This is a genomic window from Cytobacillus sp. MT66, from assembly GCF_058792595.1.
This window is the reverse complement of sequence record NZ_JBXAFB010000003.1, coordinates 71,785-90,893: the sequence shown is the minus strand read 5'-3', so window position 1 is coordinate 90,893 and position 19,109 is coordinate 71,785. Positions and strand designations below refer to the sequence as shown.

The 19,109-nt window shown below is 41.0% G+C and carries 18 protein-coding genes; 13 read left to right on the top strand and 5 right to left on the bottom strand.

Translation table 11 applies throughout. The features are described from left to right. Positions 1-97: 97 nt before the first annotated feature. Both AC1Q59_RS06355 and AC1Q59_RS06350 read right to left on the bottom strand, forming a co-directional pair. Entirely contained in the window at positions 98-1,525 is a 1,428-nt protein-coding gene (locus AC1Q59_RS06355) for a sodium:solute symporter family transporter (protein ID WP_492364960.1), read from the bottom strand. Between the two features lie 449 nt (positions 1,526-1,974). Next, a complete protein-coding gene (locus AC1Q59_RS06350; RefSeq protein ID WP_492364959.1) occupies positions 1,975-2,985 on the bottom strand; it encodes a DUF3231 family protein in 1,011 nt (336 codons plus the stop codon). 355 nt (positions 2,986-3,340) lie between these two features. Between AC1Q59_RS06350 and AC1Q59_RS06345 the strand changes: the two genes are divergently transcribed. Continuing rightward, positions 3,341-3,727 carry an FxsA family protein gene (locus AC1Q59_RS06345; RefSeq protein ID WP_492364958.1) on the top strand — a complete coding sequence of 129 codons (387 nt, stop codon included), beginning with the start codon at positions 3,341-3,343 and terminating at the stop codon, positions 3,725-3,727. A gap of 102 nt (positions 3,728-3,829) precedes the next feature. On the opposite strand, the gene AC1Q59_RS06340 is transcribed toward AC1Q59_RS06345, so the two are convergent. Beyond that, positions 3,830-4,690, bottom strand: coding sequence for an NTTRR-F1 domain (locus AC1Q59_RS06340; RefSeq protein ID WP_492364957.1), 861 nt, complete (start codon positions 4,688-4,690; stop codon positions 3,830-3,832). 168 nt (positions 4,691-4,858) lie between these two features. On the opposite strand from AC1Q59_RS06340, the gene AC1Q59_RS06335 reads away from it, so the two are divergent. Beyond that, the gene (locus AC1Q59_RS06335) at positions 4,859-5,407 is read left to right on the top strand and encodes a DJ-1/PfpI family protein (RefSeq protein ID WP_492364956.1); all 549 of its coding nucleotides are present in this window, start codon (positions 4,859-4,861) and stop codon (positions 5,405-5,407) included. Positions 5,408-5,511: 104 nt separating this feature from the next. Here the strand turns inward: AC1Q59_RS06335 and AC1Q59_RS06330 are convergent, their stop codons facing one another. Beyond that, positions 5,512-6,123 (bottom strand): DUF502 domain-containing protein, encoded by a 612-nt coding sequence (locus tag AC1Q59_RS06330; RefSeq protein WP_492364955.1) that lies wholly within the window; start codon positions 6,121-6,123, stop codon positions 5,512-5,514. Positions 6,124-6,384: 261 nt separating this feature from the next. On the opposite strand from AC1Q59_RS06330, the gene AC1Q59_RS06325 reads away from it, so the two are divergent. After that, on the top strand, positions 6,385-6,813 hold the full coding sequence (locus AC1Q59_RS06325) for a Zn-ribbon domain-containing OB-fold protein (protein ID WP_492364954.1): 429 nt from the start codon (positions 6,385-6,387) through the stop codon (positions 6,811-6,813). Further along, a complete protein-coding gene (locus AC1Q59_RS06320; protein ID WP_492364953.1) occupies positions 6,810-7,952 on the top strand; it encodes an acetyl-CoA acetyltransferase in 1,143 nt (380 codons plus the stop codon). The genes AC1Q59_RS06325 and AC1Q59_RS06320 overlap by 4 nt, the downstream gene beginning before the upstream one ends. A 184-nt stretch (positions 7,953-8,136) precedes the next feature. Here the strand turns inward: AC1Q59_RS06320 and AC1Q59_RS06315 are convergent, their stop codons facing one another. Further along, positions 8,137-9,078, bottom strand: coding sequence for an alpha/beta hydrolase (locus AC1Q59_RS06315; protein ID WP_492364952.1), 942 nt, complete (start codon positions 9,076-9,078; stop codon positions 8,137-8,139). 215 nt (positions 9,079-9,293) lie between these two features. Between AC1Q59_RS06315 and AC1Q59_RS06310 the strand changes: the two genes are divergently transcribed. From AC1Q59_RS06310 to AC1Q59_RS06270, 9 genes are all read left to right on the top strand, one after another. Continuing rightward, positions 9,294-9,869 carry a CD3073 family putative ECF transporter S component gene (locus AC1Q59_RS06310; protein WP_492364951.1) on the top strand — a complete coding sequence of 192 codons (576 nt, stop codon included), beginning with the start codon at positions 9,294-9,296 and terminating at the stop codon, positions 9,867-9,869. Further along, the gene (locus AC1Q59_RS06305) at positions 9,859-10,323 is read left to right on the top strand and encodes a CD3072 family TudS-related putative desulfidase (RefSeq protein ID WP_492364950.1); all 465 of its coding nucleotides are present in this window, start codon (positions 9,859-9,861) and stop codon (positions 10,321-10,323) included. The genes AC1Q59_RS06310 and AC1Q59_RS06305 overlap by 11 nt, the downstream gene beginning before the upstream one ends. A 323-nt stretch (positions 10,324-10,646) precedes the next feature. Then, positions 10,647-12,692: a helix-turn-helix domain-containing protein gene (locus AC1Q59_RS06300; protein ID WP_492364949.1), complete on the top strand. Its 2,046-nt coding sequence runs from the start codon at positions 10,647-10,649 to the stop codon at positions 12,690-12,692. Between the two features lie 489 nt (positions 12,693-13,181). After that, positions 13,182-15,368, top strand: coding sequence for an acetate--CoA ligase family protein (locus AC1Q59_RS06295; RefSeq protein WP_492364948.1), 2,187 nt, complete (start codon positions 13,182-13,184; stop codon positions 15,366-15,368). Positions 15,369-15,374: 6 nt separating this feature from the next. Beyond that, positions 15,375-15,812, top strand: coding sequence for a MaoC family dehydratase N-terminal domain-containing protein (locus AC1Q59_RS06290; protein WP_492364947.1), 438 nt, complete (start codon positions 15,375-15,377; stop codon positions 15,810-15,812). Positions 15,813-15,857: 45 nt separating this feature from the next. Then, complete coding sequence (locus tag AC1Q59_RS06285; protein ID WP_492364946.1) at positions 15,858-16,274, top strand: MaoC/PaaZ C-terminal domain-containing protein; 417 nt, start codon at positions 15,858-15,860, stop codon at positions 16,272-16,274. Between the two features lie 12 nt (positions 16,275-16,286). After that, positions 16,287-17,450: a thiolase C-terminal domain-containing protein gene (locus tag AC1Q59_RS06280; RefSeq protein WP_492364945.1), complete on the top strand. Its 1,164-nt coding sequence runs from the start codon at positions 16,287-16,289 to the stop codon at positions 17,448-17,450. A gap of 11 nt (positions 17,451-17,461) precedes the next feature. Further along, positions 17,462-17,881, top strand: a complete 420-nt coding sequence (locus AC1Q59_RS06275; RefSeq protein ID WP_492364944.1) for a Zn-ribbon domain-containing OB-fold protein — start codon at positions 17,462-17,464, stop codon at positions 17,879-17,881. Between the two features lie 29 nt (positions 17,882-17,910). Then, on the top strand, positions 17,911-19,107 hold the full coding sequence (locus AC1Q59_RS06270; protein ID WP_492364943.1) for an acyl-CoA dehydrogenase family protein: 1,197 nt from the start codon (positions 17,911-17,913) through the stop codon (positions 19,105-19,107). Positions 19,108-19,109: the final 2 nt, after the last annotated feature.

Below are 19,109 nucleotides of genomic sequence, written 5' to 3'. Positions count from 1 at the left end.
ATTTGAAATCCAAAGACCACAACTAAGCCAATCAATGAAATCCAAAGTAGGGTATTGAAAAAGCCTAATGAATAGATCATGTTGGTTCGTTCCTTTCTTATTCAAGATTTTTAATTTGTTCTTTTAATCTATCAAAATTGTAGGTTTTTTTAGATAGGCCTCCACCGATAAAGACAATCAGCGAAGACACAATAATAGCGGCCAAGAAGCTGTACAGACTCTCTCCCATTAAGAAGAGCGGAAGTCCAACGATCATTCCTAAAATAGTGCCGGCTGTTGCCATACCACCAGTAATTTTAGAATGGAACAACCCTGCAATAACAGGAACCACTGCTGCTGAAGCAACTAAGTCCGCCAGTAACAGTAACTGTAAGATTGAGGGTGCTTTAAATGCGACAAGCATCGCACCAACACCGAAAATGATTGTAGCAATACGTCCAGCTTTAACCGCATTTTTCGATGACATATTTGGGAAAAAGCTTTTCATGATATCCAGAGAAGCTGTAGATGCAAAGGCAGAAAGAGAATCAGATCCTGTTGATGTAACAGCAAGGACAATGACCATCACAAATAACATGGATGCCCATTCAGGTAATAAAGCATGTGCGACAAGAGCCGTTCCAATTGATGGATGCGGCAGATCCATATTCATCGCAATAGCAATAAGTCCGAATGCAGCAGCAATAATGGCCATTGGGAATGTCATGATAGAGGCATTAATTAACCCTTTTTTAATCACACGAAAATCTTTCGCCGAGTAGACACGCTGCCAGAGGGCCTGGTTTAAAAGTTCCGCTGCGGATACAGCAATAATAATCATTACAGCAAATTTAACACCAGAAGGGTTAAAAACGTTTAGAAATTCCGGAGAATTCTTCATAATGCCTTGATAGATTTTCGTTGTGCCACCTGAGTTTGTAAAGGCAATCCAAGCTGTTACAAATAGCAGAGGGGTTAGAAGCAAAGCCTGTATGGCATTTGTGAAAATAGCAGCACCAAGTCCGCCGTAAGTTGTATAAAAAATAACCGGTACACCAATGATTAAGACTCCTAGATAAATAGGAATATCTCCTAAATATTGAAACGCGATACCTGCGCCAATAAAATTTGAAGCTAACAGACAAAATAGGTACACAATAATAACAAATAAAACCACAACAAACATGGTGTTTCCATAACGCACTTTTACATATTCCCCGATGGTATTTCCTTGAGGAATCAACGACTTTATTCTTCGTGCTACAGGAATAAATACGAAATAAGCAATAGAAAGGGCTAAAGCATAGCCGATCATGGCTGTAACACCATCTAAATAAGCAGATTCTGCAGGTGAGAAAATCAAGCCTGTCCCAACCGCATAGGCAATAAAGGTAGCTGTCATAAACGCCGTTGTAATATTACGGCCTGCTGTAAAATACGAGTCATTGTTTTTTAAGGTCCTCTTGCTAAAAACATATCCAAAATAAGTGACTGCTGCCATAAGGAGCAGGCTAAACACGATCATTGACAATCCAAATGAATTCACGAAACTTTTCCTCCCGAACGATGATGTCGAATATTACATGAACACTATACCAATGTAATAAATGTGATGTCAATGATATTTACGAATATTTTTTATGTATTATATATAAATGTTCGTGTTTTTGTGAAAAAAGTTACGGAAATTGAGGTTTGGTTCATGTTTTAATAGTTCTTTGAAAACAAAAAAAGGTAAGCAAAATGAGGATCGCTTACCTTTTATGGCATACAATGTGGGATTAGAAAGACAAGAATACTGTACTCTTACGCGAAAATTGTCATCCTTAATGAGGATTTTAAACGTGAACTTATATTTTCAAGTAAGAATGTACCATTAATAATTAGCGTGATTAAGGTAGATACTAGCTTAATAAGTGTATTCAAAGCGATCCCTCCACATTGAATTTTAGTGTTAAAAATAACACTATTACTATTTTGTACAAAAGGCACTGATTATTGTGTTCCATTTATTAGGGTATTTCGATCCTCAGATTGAGGGGGCTCTTCGTACCAGCCATGCTTAAACATAATTTCTAGCCCTTCTTGGCCGTAGAAAAAGATATCCTTCGCTATTAATGTTACTTTTAGGGAAATATCATTTCTTAATGTGAAAAATGTCCCAAAGCTATTTCCAACAATACTGTATCCATTGAGATAATCAACGCAGTACATCATTAGCTTATCAGAAAATGGTGCAATCGTTGAATCGGTTACAGTACTGCCTGAAGTGGCCGAAAATTGAATGTCACTTTCTAAAAGCAAGTTTTGAAACGTTTTTATATTCTTTTTGGCCAGTTCTTTTCCTTTTTCAAAATATTGTCTAACCTCTTTATTCTTGGCGCTCTGGGCGAAACCGGTAATTAGCTGTATACCAATGTTATTTGCTTCAATGCCATGATGAAGAAAGCCAATTTCTATCGCATTTAACGCCCGCTTTTCACTGAATGGATTATATCCGCTCATATATTTTTTGCTTTTAATGATTTCCGTTGTTTTTGGCATGGTAATATTTGGCGGACGAGTCAGAATTCCTTTTTTTAATAAATAAAGGGTAGCTAATTTATATGCCTTATGGGTTACGGTGGTCAATCCTTCATAAATTGTCATCACGTCAACTCGGTAGGCCATGTTCATATTAATTGTGTACATTCCCATGCTTATTTCCTTTAAAATTCGAATAAACATGATATCAAAACCATTGTCATATAAATTAGGAGCGTCTAAATGAACATCTTCCTGTGTGAACCCGATCGGTATGGCTGCCCCTTCACTTTCAAAAACTTTTCTAATAAGCGCAACATAATAATCAACTTCTTGCCATAACATTCCCATGATATTCTTTGCTTCCTGGTCATCTGACCTTTTTATGAAGTATTCCAATATGCGAAGAATCATGGTCTTTTCCTGGTATGTAATCCACAGCGTGCCAAGCTCCGAGGAACTTAAAGGGTTTTCATGTTTCAAAAGTCCTGCCTCCTAAACGCACTCTTTTTTTTGAAGTATGTTCTATGAGGCGAAAATTATTCAGATAAGAGGCGGTTTCTCGGCCCTTGGAAATGTTAATTTTCAAAAAAAACGGTGGGGAAAATAAGGGAATAGAGCATATTTGTGAGTAATAATGGCGAAATATTTATTCTTTATTTCTTGGGAAAGCGCAAAATCAGACATTTCCTGCTTTTGCCGTCAAAATTTAGCACAATTTGTCTGATATTAGATATTCGCGGGAATTTTCGTTTGAGTTGTTTTAACCAGTTTAAAAACTTGGGGTGGATCGCCGTTCATACTATAATAGAATTAACCCGATTGGAAGGAGTCCATTATGCGGTATTTATTTTTATTTATTGTTATTGTTCCTGCGGCAGAAATAGCCATGCTGCTTTTATCCGGAAAAACCATTGGAATTTGGCCGACAATACTAGTCATTTTAGCAACTGGAATCATCGGTGCTTATTTAGCAAAAAGAGAAGGATTGCAAACACTTCAGAAGGCTCAGGACCAAATGCGGCTGGGACAAATCCCAGGCAGTGCCGTTTTGGATGGAATATGCATCTTAATAGGCGGAATTCTATTATTAACACCTGGTTTCATTACTGATATTACGGGCTTTTTGCTGCTTTTCCCGCCGACAAGAAAAGGTTTTAAATTATTTATGATGAATTTTATTAGAAAAAGAATTCAGCATGGAAATATTAAAATAATAAGATAATTGGGAAGGATAGATAAAGAGTTATATGACCTTATCTATCCTTTTTTGCTTTAAAAAATATACTTATGACTGATGAAAGTATTCTTAATTAAAAGGTTCTGTTCAAAGGTTGCCGCTGTTATCAACTGTTAATCTCCAAAGGGATTCATTCGGTGCTCTTAGTACAACACCAAATCCTGACCCCGATACGATAAGGTCACCATAGCGGACGACCAAAGTATCAGTAGTTGATTCGCTTCCGAATAAATCCAAAGTGAAGGCAGTGATTTTCCCGCTGCCGATGATTTCACTTCCGACTTCTAAATTATTGGAAAGGAAAATGGAGCCAGTGAATACATTATTTGGTCCGAAAAAGCTGGTATTCGATAGTGTCTCCAGATTTCCAACTACTTTTACTGTATCTCTAAATGATTCATTCCCTAATTGAGTTGTTCCTTCCACCATTAGGTTTCCATGTACAGTTGCGTTGCCGCCCACCGTTAAATCACCGCCTGATACGGATGCGGAAACAGCCAGAAGCGCTACATCATCAACAAGAACACTTGCACTATTAAATGAGGCAGAATTCTTTGTAATCACTACTCGTGCATGTGTAGTGGAATCGGGTGCAAGAGTAGTTGTCCGATAGATTTCAATCCAATCATTTGTAAGACGGCCGCTCGGAATATTGATCATTAATGGGGTTGCTAATATATTAGACCTGCTATCCAGGTATGAAATGACAATGGAAATGGAAGCACTGGTATTCGTTCCGAGTTTAGCGAGGGATACGAAGAATTCAAAGTTTTCACCTGGAGATACAGGGACCAGCTGTGAAAGAAAACTGGTGCTTGTTCCGCCTACTAATCTCGCACTGAAAGGACCAGAATGGCTTGATGAGCTTTCAATAGCGATTCTGTTACCTGTAAAAGGTGAGATCATTCCCGTCTCAAATCCGCCATTAACAATACGATTATCAATCAAATAATCACCCCCTATTTTATAAAATTAATATAGATATATTAAAGTTTGTTGTTTCTGCTTGTTTGCTTGTCCATACTGGCAACTTTTTTAAAATCAAAGGAATTTTAGAAACCTTCAAGAATATATAAATAAGGGCATTTTTGCCAATTTTGAAAGGAGGAATTACATATGTCTAAAAAGGTACTAATTATTGCTGGTGATGCCGTAGAAGCATTGGAAATTTATTATCCATATTTTCGCTGCCTTGAAGAAGGGTATGAGGTCACCATTGCTGCACCTTCCAAAAAGAAGCTGCAAACCGTTGTCCATGATTTCATAGGCTGGGATACGTATACAGAAAGCAAAGGATACCTAATTGATTCTCAGGTAGCCTTCGAGGATGTGAATCCAGAAGAATTTGATGGCCTAATAATTCCTGGAGGAAGAGCGCCGGAATACATTCGTCTAAATGAGAACGTTCCGCGGATTGTTGCACATTTCTTTGAAAAGAACAAACCGGTTGGAGCCATTTGTCATGCGAGCCTAGTACTGACAACAGTTCGTCAATATTTAGAAGGACGAGAGATGACTGCGTACATCGCATGCAAACCGGACGTCGAAGCAGCAGGGGCGACCTATATTGAAAACCCATTGCATGTAGAAGGAAACCTCGTATCCGGTCATGCATGGCCAGATTTGCCAGGATTTATGAGGGAGTTTATTAAGCAATTAAACTAGGGAAGACAAAAAGCAGAGATGGCCTCTGCTTTTTGTTTTTTCTAAATACCTGTTTGGATACTACCAGTACCAGTGGATCAAATACATGCTCAATGCTGTTCCCTTTAATCAGGTGATACAGCTCTTTGGTTTGTTGCTGATCCCTCTTTGGAGGTCATACCGCCTGACACAACAAATTTCATTGCGTCTTCCGGCTTTACATCGATCATTTCAACTTGCTCCTTCGGTATGAGCAGCGTAAGCCCAGCGATTTGAAAGGTTTGTTGGATATAGACAGCAACATGGTCCTTTAGCGGATTGTAAAATCCCTCTAAATCCTCGGCTGTAATAAATCCAATGCATTTCATATCCGTTCCGGGAATGGTAACCAATGCCACTTTTGAAAAGGATTTTTTCTCGCCTAGAAATGAATAGATCGTATCTTTGCTCACTGAATAAAGTGTTTTAATGAGCGGAATTTTTTCTAGTAATCTGTCAATGATCCGAAATATAGTTCCCGTGAATACTTTGTTCGATAACCAGCCTAAAATGGTGATTAGGATCAAACTGAGCAGCAAACCAATTCCGGGAATGTAATCTTCTTTAAAATAAGCTCTTAAATAATGACCCAGTAACCCATCTAAAAACATAAATAGCTGATAAACGACGTAAACGACTAAGATGATTGGGACACTCGTCAGAATTCCTTTTATAAAATTTTGTAAAACACGTTTCATACTTATCTTCTCCAGTACTCAAAGTCTATATATGGCAAAAATTGAATGGTACGGTTCGATAGCTTTTGCTCTTTTGTTGATTATAGCAGGAAATAGAATGATGATAATGCTTTTTTAATGCCAAGATAAAATATTAAATATTCTATATATTCAGTGAAATGTATTGATTCTTATTCAATTAAGATGTTTTAATAATTATAGGTAGGCTGGTCTTATTTCAGGAATATGTATCGTTTCTTAACTAAAAAAGGAGTGTGCTTAATGGAATATAATAAACCATTGCCACAGGTAAAAGGTGAGGTTTCACAAAAATATTGGCAGGCTTTAAATGAGGAAAAGTTTATTTTTCAAAAATGCGGCGATTGTCAGTCATCCATTTTTTATCCCAGAGTGGTTTGTCCCAAGTGTATGTCGGAAAATCTTACCTGGCATGAGGCATCAGGAGAGGGAGAGATTTATTCCTTTACTGTCGTTTATCGAACGACTAATCCCGTATTTAAAAATGATGTACCATACGTCGTTGGTTTAATAGATTTGGCCGAGGGGATTCGGGTAATGGGAAATATCGTAGGAACCGAAGATCCAGAGAACCTGGCGATGAATCAACCCGTAAAAGTGGAATTTAAAAAGGTTACAGAAGAATTCACCTTTCCAGTTTTTCGTGTCATAGAGGGGGAAAAAACATTATGAGTATTAAAGGGAAAGTAGCTATTGTTGGGATTGCTGAAACAGATAGCTGGTATACTCCGGAACTGTCTCCATTGGACATGATGGCGATCACTGCTAAACGTGCATTGGATGAAGCTGGAATTGATAAATCAGAGGTAGATGGACTTTTTTCTTCTTCTGCTTATTATTATTTGCCAACGCTTTCTTTAGGGGAATACCTTGGGATCGTTCCAACTTATACTGATTCGTCTACGATTGGAGGATCTTCCTTTGTTTCTCATTTATTGCATGCCGCAGCAGCCATCTCGGCGGGACTATGTAATGTTGCACTGATTTGTTATGGAAGCTCCCAGCGAAGCGATGCTGGAAAATTAGTGAGCATGTCAGAAAAGAACCCGTTTGAGGAACCATTTGGTGCTATGTATCCAATAAGTTCTTATGCGCTCGCTGCAAGACGCCATATGATGCAGTATGGAACAACAAGTGAACAGCTAGCAGAAGTTGCTGTAGCAGCGAGACAGTGGGCGATGAAAAATCCAAAGGCTTCAAAAAGAGAGCCTCTCACTATCCAAGATGTATTAAATTCTTCAATGATCAGTTCACCGCTTCATAAACTAGACTGCTGCCTTGTGACCGATGGCGGGGGAGCGGTTGTATTAACATCGGCTGAACGTGCCCGCTCTTTAAAACAAAAACCCGTTTATCTAAGCGGCGCGGGGGAATCTCATTCCCATCGAGTAATCAGCGAGATGCCTGATCTTACTGAAACGTCGGCTAAGTTTTCAGGTGAAAGTGCTTTTAAGATGGCAGGTGTTAAACAATCTGATATTGATTTATTAATGTTATATGACGCGTTTACAATCAATGTCATTTTATTCCTTGAGGATTTAGGATTTTGTCCAAAAGGGGAGGGAGGCGCTTTTATTTCTAATGGCCGTATCGCTCCAGGCGGAGAGTTAGCTGTGAATACAAATGGCGGTGGCCTCTCAAGTGGGCACCCGGGAATGCTGGGAATTTTCTTAATAACGGAGGCAGTAAGACAACTACGCGGTGAGGCCGGAGAGCGCCAATTGTCAAAATGCGATATTGCACTTGTCCACGGCAACGGCGGAACACTTTCAAGCCAGGTAACAGCTATCCTGTCAAACGAACAAATCTAGGATTCATTAGGCTTGGTTGGATTGAGAAAGGTTCCTAAAATAGGAAAGAGTAAAAAGCAGAGAACCGCTCTGCTTTTTGTTTTTTTGGACCAAGCCCGCTCAGCAGCACCAATAAATGAGTCTTGAAAAAAACATAATGAAAGGTTCTATAAGACTGATGGGTATGCTTAATGCTTATCGGCCTTTAGACCTTTTCAAAAAATTTATGAATGGAAGAGAACACTTGATCTCTGATTGGCTCTTTCTCATTCAATAAATGATGCTTCCCATTTTTTATAAGCTGTACGTCGATATTTGGGAACTTTTCCTGCAAAAGTGCGATATTATAGCGCCAATCCACGGTGGTATCCTTTTTTCCTTGGATCACAAGAATGGGGGTCAGGCTAGGCGTTCTTTCCTTTAGTGATTCATTCCATTTCATTAATGCTTCCAGCCAGCAAAGCGGGACTTTATTATGCTGCAACGGGTCCTGCTTTATAAAACGCAAGAAATCAGTATCTGATGAATTACTTCGAAAAACTCTTCTTAATTCTGGGGTAACCATCTTTAATGGCTTCATTCCGAAGGTCGTAACCTCCCATCGATAGGAACGGATAAGCGGTCCTATGAAGGCTGCTTTTTCAATAGGGGATCTGTCCTCGCTGTTTAGCAGGTGATCGATAACAGCACCTGCCCCAGTGCTGTGCGAAACGGAGTAAACCGGAAAAGGGCTTGGGGATAGATGCTTGTGCACGATTTCCCGGACACTGTCCCTATAGAAGGAGAAATCTGTAATTATTGCCCGTTTACCACTCGACAATCCATGTCCCGGCAGATCAAAGGTTAGTACATGAAAACCTTGCCCAACGAAAAACCTGATGGCTCTGCCTAAAATTCCAGCATGATCATAATAACCGTGAAGAAGAAGGATGTTTGCCTTAACCTTTAAAGGACGAAAGGATTGGATAAACAGCCGTTCGCTCGCTGCCTTTTCATAACCGTAAGAGTACGTAATGTTTTTTGATGGCAAATGGTAAAATTCAAGGTATTTTTTTATATCCTCATTCAAAGGACGCGGATCGTATGTAAATAGCAATTGATCATCGTTTTGAATATTTTTTATAACTTCCTTCATATATTCCATCATTGGTCTCCTGGTATTTTGGTTAATAATGTATTCATCAGCTGCAGCTGAACTCCCTATTTAGAAGTATAAGCTAAAACGGCCTTTAAGTTATAGGAATGGGTGTTCTTTTACCGCGAACCATGCTTCTATTTTTTCATAAAACAGAAATAATCCGGATTTAGCAAAATATAAATAGGGGTATCGGCCAACCATTTTTAAAATAAGGGGAGTTGTGAATGGACCAAAGGAAAACAAGTATTTTGACTTATGGCGCCCTGTGCATTGCCATGAATGTTGTCTTAGGGACAGTCGTATCCGCTATGAAAATCCCGCTATTATTTCTTGATACGATAGGAACGGTTTTAATGGCTGTCCTGTTTGGTCCGTGGTGGGGTGCATTAACGGGCTTGCTGACAAATATTGTACTTGGAGTAACAACAGGTCCAACAGCTATTTTTTTCGGGCTGGTTAATGTAGCCATTGCCATCGTTGTTGGTTTCATGGCAAGAAAATTTAACTTTGCGAAATGGTACATTGCTTTAGTAACCGGATTTTTATTAGCGATTATCGCCCCGCTGATTGGGACACCTATCGCCGTAGGTGTTTTTGGAGGGCTTAATGGAAGCGGGATGGACGTCGTTGTTCTTTGGCTGAGGGCTTCAGGGGAAACGATATTTGCTTCAACCTTCATATCTCGGATTACTGGCAACTTTGTTGACAAAATTGTTACGTGTCTACTAGTCATGTTCATCATTGTAAAGCTGCCTTTATTCCAAAAATTATATAAAGGAAGTCATGATCATGCAACGTAGCAAAAAACTAATTATTGTTTCTCATTGCATCTTAAATCAAAATACTGTGATTGAAGGTGAAGCAAGAAGCATGGGTGCGATCCCTTCAGCAGTGGATTGGATACAAAAAGAAGGGTTTGGCATCATCCAGCTGCCATGTCCAGAGTTTACTTTTCTTGGTTTAGACCGGCCGCCGATGACGTATGAACAATATGATAATGAAGAATACCGGCGCCACTGCCGGCAAATTTTAACGCCAATCATCAAACAAATAAAGGAATATCTAAAATCTGGCTTTCAAATCGCTGGAACTCTCGGCATTCAAAGCAGTCCATCCTGTGATATGTCCCGGGGAGTTTTTATGGAAGAATTTCAAACCCTTCTAGCGGAAAACCATATTCAAATCGATCAAAAATGGTACTTGCCGAATCAGCAAAACCCTGTATTTAATAGTAATGAACATTTTACCAAATAATATTAACAAGTGGCCGTTCTTTTGTTTTCTAATTGGAAAAAAGACCGGCCTTCCGTGTTTTTTCAGTTTTATTCGGACAAGAGCAAGGGAAAAGGATTCATGTCTGTCAGAAAGAGCCCTTGATTTTGACAAGAGTATCCGGCAAATGAACAAACTTGTCAGAATACCAGTCTTATTTATTGGAATAACCCTCTATTTTACAACTCCCAACAGTAATATTCAGAAAACATTGAATATTACATAAGCCTATGCTACACTTTTAATTAGCTCATTTCCTTGTCTGAAAAGTGTATTTTCATTATACAAAAGTCGAGGAGGTAATAATGTTAACTAATAATCGTTCCGGTCAGATTCAGTTGGGCGGCAAAGGCGATCCACACATAGCAAAAAAATTATCAGCTCAAATCGATCATTTTCTTATTCTCTGTATCTATGAACAAGATCAATCGCAGGATGGCAGAAATATAGAATTAGATCAGCTGACAGGGTCTCCCGCGGACATCCCCATTTTTCAAGAACTGGGAGGATCAAATTCTTTTGTCATCTGGGACCATGTATACCAAGAGAGTGCTCCGGTATTTAATAGCCTTCGCCTTGTGGCAAGAAAAAGATTAATCTGGCAAATTGCCGAAAATATCGTTACCTATCTGCTTATTAAAAATAAAAAGTTTTCACCAGCTCTTTCCTCTATTCTTAATGATAAACACCTAAAGAAACAATCAATCCAGAATATTAATGATATTTTACAGAGAGACACTTTTTTAATGGACAATCATGTGTGGGAACATTTTTGCAGTTGGTTCCGGATTCACTTAACAGAGTGGGTACTTGAAGATATGGCCCAATCCCTCGGTCCCAGTCGAATAGCTCAGCTGGATAAAAAGGAATTAAATGATCTTTTCTATGAACACATTTCGAAAAATTTAACTAAAAACCACGACTTCATCCAAAAATTCGCAGATATTGTTAATAAATATACGTTGGACTGGGTGAAGAAAGTTATTGAGTATTTTAATCTTGAAAACAGCTCAATTCAGCAAATTGAATCCCTGCTTACATGTAAGGAGGGTCTATTCCCCCATGATTTTCCATCTGCTAATATAAAAAATGAATTAACGTTTCATACGGCAGCACAAAGCTGTATTTATGTGCTGAATAATGCGTTATATCAATCTGTTCGAGAAGCATTCTATAAACTGAAATTTAGTAAAACTGATGAATCACTATGGCCAACGGTTTCCCTTGTTAAAGGAAACATGGAAGGCTTGCTGCAAATTAAACCTTTTAAAAAAGACCATTATTCATTTAAAAAACATCACACCATTGTAAAAGAGACATGGGAAGATATAAAAGCTCTTTCTGACCTGGGAGCGGATATATTGGACGCGCTCTGTACGTTTTTTATATCAAATGCCAAACATTCAGAGGACATAGTAGAAATTCAGCTTGACGATTTGCTTGCTATCAGGGGCTTAAAGCCAAAATTAGGAGGAGACGGCAGGCGAGGCGGCTACGAGGAGAAACAGCGCAATCAAGTTTTGCAATCGCTTTCAATTATTCAGAAGTTATGGATAAGCCTAGATAAAGCTGTTTTTTATGAAAATGGAAGGCGCGCTGAAACGAAACTTGAGGGCCGTGCATTTATCTTCGTTGATGAAGACAGGAAGGAGTGCCCTGTTACCAATGAAATATCCGATAAGATGATAAGATATAAAGTAGATAAAGTGTTTGCCAAATTATTAGTCGGGTCTGGACGGCAAGTGGCCCTTCTTCCATTGAAGGTCCTGCATTATGACCCTTATCGGAAAACTTGGGAAAAAAGGCTGGCAAGATATTTAAGCTGGCGCTGGAGAATTCAGGCCAGAAAAGGACAATTCTTACAGCCAAACAAAGTCTCGACGCTCCTTGAAGCTCTTGGAGCTGAAATGAACGAACGAACCCCGTCTCGCACAAGGGAACGGCTGGAAAAAGCACTTGATACCTTGCAGGAGGATGGAGTTATTGAGTCCTGGTATTATGAAAAATGGGAGGAGTCAATCGCTGACCAAAAAGGCTGGGGCAGGATCTGGCTTCAATCGATGATTATCATTTCTCCGCCAGAATCCATTAAGGAACACTATCGTCCTATTAAAAAGAATCTTCAGGGAAAAAACAACGTGCAGTTTCAGAATCAAGCCGCCAAAGAAACCGACGAAAGCATCGGAGTTCAGGTGAGGGAGGTTCGGGATCGGCATCAGTTGTCTTTAACCCAAGTGGCAGAGGAATTGGGGATTTCTCCTTCTTATTTAAGTCATATTGAAAGAGGGATTAAGGTTCCATCTAAAAAAATTCTATATAAGGTGCAGAAATGGCTGCATTACTTTCAATAATGAGGACCCTAGGCATAAGAAATGCTTTAGGGTCTTTTTATTTTTAGCTATGTGAAAGGTAATTTATTTTAGCAACTTAGTTGATTGGAACGGAAGGTGTGTAGACTCCTGGTGGATCAGCGTTGAAGCGAGACCCCGCAGGAACGTAGGTGACAAGGAGGCTCGCAAAACGCCCCCCGGAAAGCGAAGCGCCTGGAGTGGAAATCAACGGCTAGGTTTAACAAAGCTTTATTTTAATTAATTGAAAATAATTTTCCGAGCTTATCAATTCCCTTTGTCGAGGCGGTCATGAATGAATGTCGGGACAATCGCGTACATAAAAAAATCAAAACTTTTTTTGCTGTTGATAGAATAGCGGTTTTCCGCTATTTTTTTATTTTTTTACCGCCTAACAATTAAATAATATAATGGGAATTTTTTTTCGTGTGGTTAAAAATCCCTTTCGTATAATAGCAGAAAATTCACAAATTTTTAAAAGGGGTGTGAAACATGATTGATGAAAGCGTTTCCCAAGTGAGCCTTGACCCATTATTTTATCCGCGTTCTGTTGCCGTATTAGGGGCATCACAGAATCCGAATAAGCTGGGATATATCCAGGTTAAAGCTTTGCTGGACGGCCAGTTTGCCGGCAGGATCTATCCGATTAATCCAAAAGCAGATGAGGTTTGCGGGTTAACCTGTTATCCGTCGCTCGTAGCTGTTCCGGAATCTGTTGATCTAGCCATATTTTGTGTAAGTGCGAGTCAAGTAAAGCAAAGTATCGAGGATTGTGCCCAGAAAAAGGTGAAGGCCGCTATTATTTTTGCTTCCGGCTATTCCGAGATTGGCGAAGAGGGAGCAAGAGAGCAGGAGTTGATTGCTGAGATTGCCAAAAAGCATGGAATCCGCCTAATCGGACCAAACTGTGTCGGCCTCGTAAATACCATTAATGGACTGGTAGGAACCTTTTCACCAGCTGTCATGAGCTATCCGCTGCAGGACGAGAGAGCGGTCGGCTATGTATCTCAAAGCGGTGCCTTTGGTGTACTCACGTATATGGCTGCAGCACAGCATAGATTGTCATTCAATTACTTTGTCACCGTAGGAAATGAAATGGATACGGGATTTGAGGATATCGTAGAGTATATGATTCATGATCCAAAAACAAAGGTGATCAGCGGTTACTTAGAAGGGGCAAAAAATCCTGCTAAACTTCGCCAGTTAGCTAAAGCAGCTTTAAACCGCAACAAACCTATCATTGTTATGAAAACCGGAAGAAGTTCCGCTGGAAGCAGAGCAGCCGCCTCACACACTGGTTCATTAGCAGGTTCAGATCAAATCTATGATGCCTTTTTTAAACAAACAGGCATTGTCAGAGCGAATGATTATGAAGAAATTATCTCATTCTCAAAACTTTTCCTATCTGGGAAACTGCCAACAGGACGAAACACAGTGATTATTACTAGTTCGGGCGGGCGTGGCATCAATGAAGCTGACCGCTGTGAAGCACATGGGCTTCATATCCTCCCGCTTAAAGAGAAAACGAGGGAAAAAATCAAACAAACAATCCCAGCATTTGCAAGTGCATCTAATCCGATTGATTTAACAGCGGCTGCATCTGTAACAAATCCAGAGCTATTTATTGCACCGCTAAAAGCCCTGCTGGAAGATCCCGAGGTTGATAATATCGTGTTCACTGAGTTTCCAATGAAATGGGGGAAGGATCATCCGCTGCTCAAGGAATTTATTGATGCATGTAAACAGTCAGATAAGTTTATTCTCATTACTAGCTTCCCGTTAGCGGGAATGTCCCTGCCAGATGGGACGGAAGGGTTGGAGAAAAACGGGATCCCGGTTATTACAGGCGACTTAAATCCAATTGGTTCACTGGCAAAACTAGTAGAGTATAGCGAGAAATACCGAAAACATCAAATTGCTAGTTTAGAAGATGCAGGAAACAGCACAAGTCAGCATGATTCAAAGCAAACCATGCAAGAATTATTGAAAAATGGATCGGCCCTAAGTGAGTTTGAATCGAGTCAGATACTGGAACTTTATGGGATCCCGACTGCAAAAAAAGCCCTCGCTTCAACAGCAGTGGAGGCAGTCGATCTCGCAAATAAAATCGGCTATCCGGTTGTGTTAAAAATTGACTCCAAAGATATCCCGCACAAAACAGAAGCAAACGGGATTAGATTAAAGATCCAAAATGACCATGAAGTTACCGAGGCCTTTGCCGATATCCTCGATTCAGCGAAAAAATATAACCCAGACGCTCAAATCGCAGGTGTATCTGTTCACGAAATGCTCCCAAAAGGCACGGAAATCATTGTTGGTGTAACAAATGATTCGGCATTCGGGCCAGTGATTATGTTTGGTCTTGGCGGAATCTTCGTCGAAACCTTTAAGGATATCTCTTTCCGGGTGGCTCCATTAACTAAGCAGGATGCTGCCGAGATGATTGAGGAGATAAAAGGAAAGGCCATTCTGAAAGGAGTCAGGGGACAGGGGCCTGCTGATCTTGAGGCCATTATGAATGTTCTTCTAAACGTATCCGATCTAGTGATGGAGGCAGAAGGGAAAATTGAAGAGTTAGATATCAATCCGATCATTGTTTATGAGAAGGGTGTGAAGGCAGCTGATGCGTTGATTGTTGCTGCTTCTTCAGTCCTTGAAAAAACGGAGGCTGGGAGGTAAGCAAGGATGAAATTAGACAGCAGCATCATTGGGTTAACAGGTCCGAAGTTTATTTTTGAAGTAGAGAAAAGGCATATCCGCCAGTTTGCGAAGGCAATTGGTGATAATCATCCTCTTTATTTTGATGAAGAGTATGCTGCAAAAACGCCATATGGCGGAATCATTGCCCCGCCAACTTTTCCGATTGCCATCGGTGCAGAAGGTGAGGGCATCAAGCTGGAGTTAGACGAAAGAAGAATGCTGCATGGGGAACAGGAATTTATATATACTCGCCCGATCCGGCCAGGTGACCGCCTTAGCTGTCAAATGAAGGTTTCAGATGTCTATGAGCGTGAAGGAAAGAGCGGGACAATGCAGTTTTTAGTCTTAGACACAGAGATGACAGATGAAAAGGGAAATCTGGTTGTGATCAGCCGGACGAATATTATCTACCGTTCCATCTAATATAAAAATATCTTTTTAACCAAAACGTAAAAAGGGGGTAACAGGTTGTTAGTATACGAGGATCTTAAAGAAGGACAGGGGCTGGAACCCATGGTTAAACCGGCTGTTACCAAGGTGCAGCTGGTGAAATACGCGGGTGCTTCAGGGGACTATAACCCTCTGCATACAGATGATGAATTTGCGCAGAAGATTGGGATGCCTGGGGTCATCGCCCACGGAATGCTCGTCATGGGATTTTTGGGGGAGTATGTGAATCAATTGGCTGGTGCTTCTGCAGAAATCGCAAATTTCCGAATGAGATTTGGTGCTATCACCAGGCCAGGTGATCAAATTACATGTTCCGCTGTCATTCGCAAAGTCCATGAAGAAGATGGAAAGAGGTTTGCAGATTTAGAGTTAAGAGCTGAAAAAGCGCCTGGAAAAGCTGTTGGTACAGGGCAAGCAAGTTTACGTTTCTTTTAGGAGGGATTTATTTTGGCAAATATAAAAGATCGCTACGCCATTGTTGGTGTAGGAGAGAGTGAGCGGTCCAAAAATTCAGGAACGACACCCTTGCACTTAGCGTTAGATGCAGCAAGGGCAGCCATTCAGGATGCAGGGCTGGAAGCTAAGGATATTGATGGATTTATGAGCTATAGCGAGAATGACTCCTGTACATCCCATCAATTAGCCACCTATTTAGGTGTCCGGCCTAAATATGTCAAAGATATTATGGGCGGCGGCAGCAGCACAGAGATGCTGATCGCTGATGCTATTGGTCTAATCGAAACCGGTCAAGTCAACACCGTTCTTATCTACAGATCCATGAATGGCCGGTCAGGAGTCAGAATGGGGGGCGGAGGCTGGGATGTCAATATGCTGCAGTCGGCCATTGAAGGCGGCAGCTTTATTATCCCTTATGGAGCGGGCGGACCCGGGCAATGGTTTGGCCTATTTGCGACACGCCACATGCATGAAACCGGCATCACAAGAGAGCACCTCGGTCATGTATGTGTAAGCTTTTATGAGCATGCGCAGCGAAATCCAAAAGCGTATTTTTACGGAAAACCTCTAACAATGGAAGATTATAAGAATACGCCAATTCTAAGCTATCCATTTAATAAACATGACTTCTGTCTGGAATCAGACGAGGCTAATGCCATTATCGTCACTTCCGCTGAAAAAGCGAGGGACTGCAAATCAAGGCCGGTATATGTCATGGGTATGGCCGCCAGACAATGTGTATCACATGCTCATTACTGGTCCAATTTATCTGAAGTTGCTTCTGATTACGTGGCTCCTGAAGTCTACAAAAAAGCAGGTGTAAAGCCAGAGGATTTGCATGTCGCATCGATTTATGACTGCTATAGCTGGGTTGTTCTGCGTCAGCTGGAGGCTTATGGCATCGCCCCGCGTGGGGAAGTAGGAGACTTTGTTGCAGAAGGGAACCTGCGAATGGGAGGCAAACTGCCGAGCAATACAGCAGGAGGAATGCTTTCAGAAGGGTATACACATGGAATGAATAATGTTCTTGAAATCGTCCGCCAGCTCCGCCACGAATATAAAGGGACCGATCGCCAAGTGGAAAATTGTGAAATAGGCCTTTGCACCGGATGGGCGGGTCCAGATATTGCCGGCGCGATGATTCTACGAAACTAGGAGGAAAAGTTATGGGCTATCAAAAACCAATACCATTAAAAACCCAGGATAATCACCCCTATTGGGACGGAGCCGACCGTCACGAGCTAGTAATTCAAAAATGCAGCAGGTGCCAGCATTATTCGCATCCCCCTGGGCCAGCCTGTGCCAAATGCGGCAGCACAGAGCTAAGCTGGGAGAATCTTGGCAGCGATATTCAAGGAAAGGTTTATTCATTTGTCACCTCCTACCGGCCGTTTCTTCCAGGGTTTCAGGATGAATTACCTTATACCATCGCGGTTGTTGAACTTGATAAGGCTCCAGACGTAAAGATCATCGCGAATATTATTGGTTGTTCAGCTGAGGATGTCAGCATTGGCATGGATGTTTGCATGACATGGGTAGATATAACTGAAGACCGCGCCCTGCCGCAATGGGAGCGTTTGTCCTAATACGGTTTTGATGAAAGGAGGAGAAGAGAATGGATTTTTCTTTTACAGAAAAGGAAGAGACCTTCCGCCTGGAACTTCGTACATGGCTTGAGGAAAATTTGCCGGAAGGGTGGCTTCATGGAAAAAGAGAGCTTCCAAAAGAGCTTGCAGAGTACTCGAAGTTCTTGCGCGATTGGCAGAAAAAATTATATGAGGGCGGATGGGCAGCCATTGCCTGGCCTGAAAAATATGGCGGCCGTGATGCAACATTAATGGAGGAGATCATCTATCAGCAGGAGATGGTTCGTGTAAAAGCGCCGCCCCTTGTTAATTACGTTGGCATTCACATGGTGGCACCAACCTTAATGCAAATAGGAACCGAAGAACAGAAGGAAGCCTATATCCAAAAAATCCTTACAGGTGAAGAGGTATGGTGTCAAGGCTATTCTGAACCAAATGCGGGATCGGATTTAACAGCTATTCAGACAACCGCTATCAGGGATGGGGAAAAATGGGTCATCAACGGCCAAAAGGTTTGGACGAGTTTTGGACACCTGGCAGACCGCTGCTTTCTGCTGGCACGAACAAGTAAAGGAGAGAAAAAACATAAAGGGATCACTGTTTTCCTTTTAGATATGAAGCAGCCAGGGGTAGAGACGAGGCCGATTATTCAAATGGATGGGAAACATGATTTTAATGAGGTTTATCTAAATGATGCGATCGCTTATGACGCTGATATTGTTGGAGAAGCCGATGAGGGCTGGAAAGTCATGATCGCCTTGCTGATGCATGAAAGAACAGGGATTGGCGCCCAGGTATTTACTCTCGAACAGCAATTTGCGGATTTGGCCGTTCTGACAAAAGAATTACAGGAGGATGGACGTCCCCTAGTTAAAATTCCTTTTGTCAGAAAAACAATGGTTGACCTTTATGCACGAACTCGCGGCTCTCTATTAAACTATTACCGAAATTTAACGAAGACATTAAAAAATGGCCAGCCAGGGGCAGAAGGGTCCATGGATAAACTGATCGTCAGTGAATTGACAAAAGATTTGTTTGCGCAATCGATTTCCATTCAAGGCCATCGCGGGGTTCTATGGAAAGAAGATGCCATTTATGGGGACTCATATTGGCAGGAAAACTACCTGTATTCATTTGGAATGACTATTGGCGGGGGAACAAGTGAGGTACAGAGAAATACGATCGCAGAACGGATTCTCGGGTTACCAAAAGATATGGGACGCTAAGT

Excerpts from the sequence above, each read along its gene's own strand:
- AC1Q59_RS06300 (WP_492364949.1), top strand. The coding sequence starts at position 10,647 with ATGTTAACTAATAATCGTTCCGGTCAGATTCAGTTGGGCGGCAAAGGC.
- AC1Q59_RS06335 (WP_492364956.1), top strand. The coding sequence starts at position 4,859 with ATGTCTAAAAAGGTACTAATTATTGCTGGTGATGCCGTAGAAGCATTG.
- AC1Q59_RS06325 (WP_492364954.1), top strand. The coding sequence starts at position 6,385 with ATGGAATATAATAAACCATTGCCACAGGTAAAAGGTGAGGTTTCACAA.
- AC1Q59_RS06270 (WP_492364943.1), top strand. The coding sequence starts at position 17,911 with ATGGATTTTTCTTTTACAGAAAAGGAAGAGACCTTCCGCCTGGAACTT.
- AC1Q59_RS06310 (WP_492364951.1), top strand. The coding sequence starts at position 9,294 with ATGGACCAAAGGAAAACAAGTATTTTGACTTATGGCGCCCTGTGCATT.
- AC1Q59_RS06275 (WP_492364944.1), top strand. The coding sequence starts at position 17,462 with ATGGGCTATCAAAAACCAATACCATTAAAAACCCAGGATAATCACCCC.
- AC1Q59_RS06315 (WP_492364952.1), bottom strand. The coding sequence starts at position 9,078 with ATGATGGAATATATGAAGGAAGTTATAAAAAATATTCAAAACGATGAT.
- AC1Q59_RS06305 (WP_492364950.1), top strand. The coding sequence starts at position 9,859 with ATGCAACGTAGCAAAAAACTAATTATTGTTTCTCATTGCATCTTAAAT.
- AC1Q59_RS06295 (WP_492364948.1), top strand. The coding sequence starts at position 13,182 with ATGATTGATGAAAGCGTTTCCCAAGTGAGCCTTGACCCATTATTTTAT.
- AC1Q59_RS06290 (WP_492364947.1), top strand. The coding sequence starts at position 15,375 with ATGAAATTAGACAGCAGCATCATTGGGTTAACAGGTCCGAAGTTTATT.
- AC1Q59_RS06320 (WP_492364953.1), top strand. The coding sequence starts at position 6,810 with ATGAGTATTAAAGGGAAAGTAGCTATTGTTGGGATTGCTGAAACAGAT.
- AC1Q59_RS06330 (WP_492364955.1), bottom strand. The coding sequence starts at position 6,123 with ATGAAACGTGTTTTACAAAATTTTATAAAAGGAATTCTGACGAGTGTC.
- AC1Q59_RS06345 (WP_492364958.1), top strand. The coding sequence starts at position 3,341 with ATGCGGTATTTATTTTTATTTATTGTTATTGTTCCTGCGGCAGAAATA.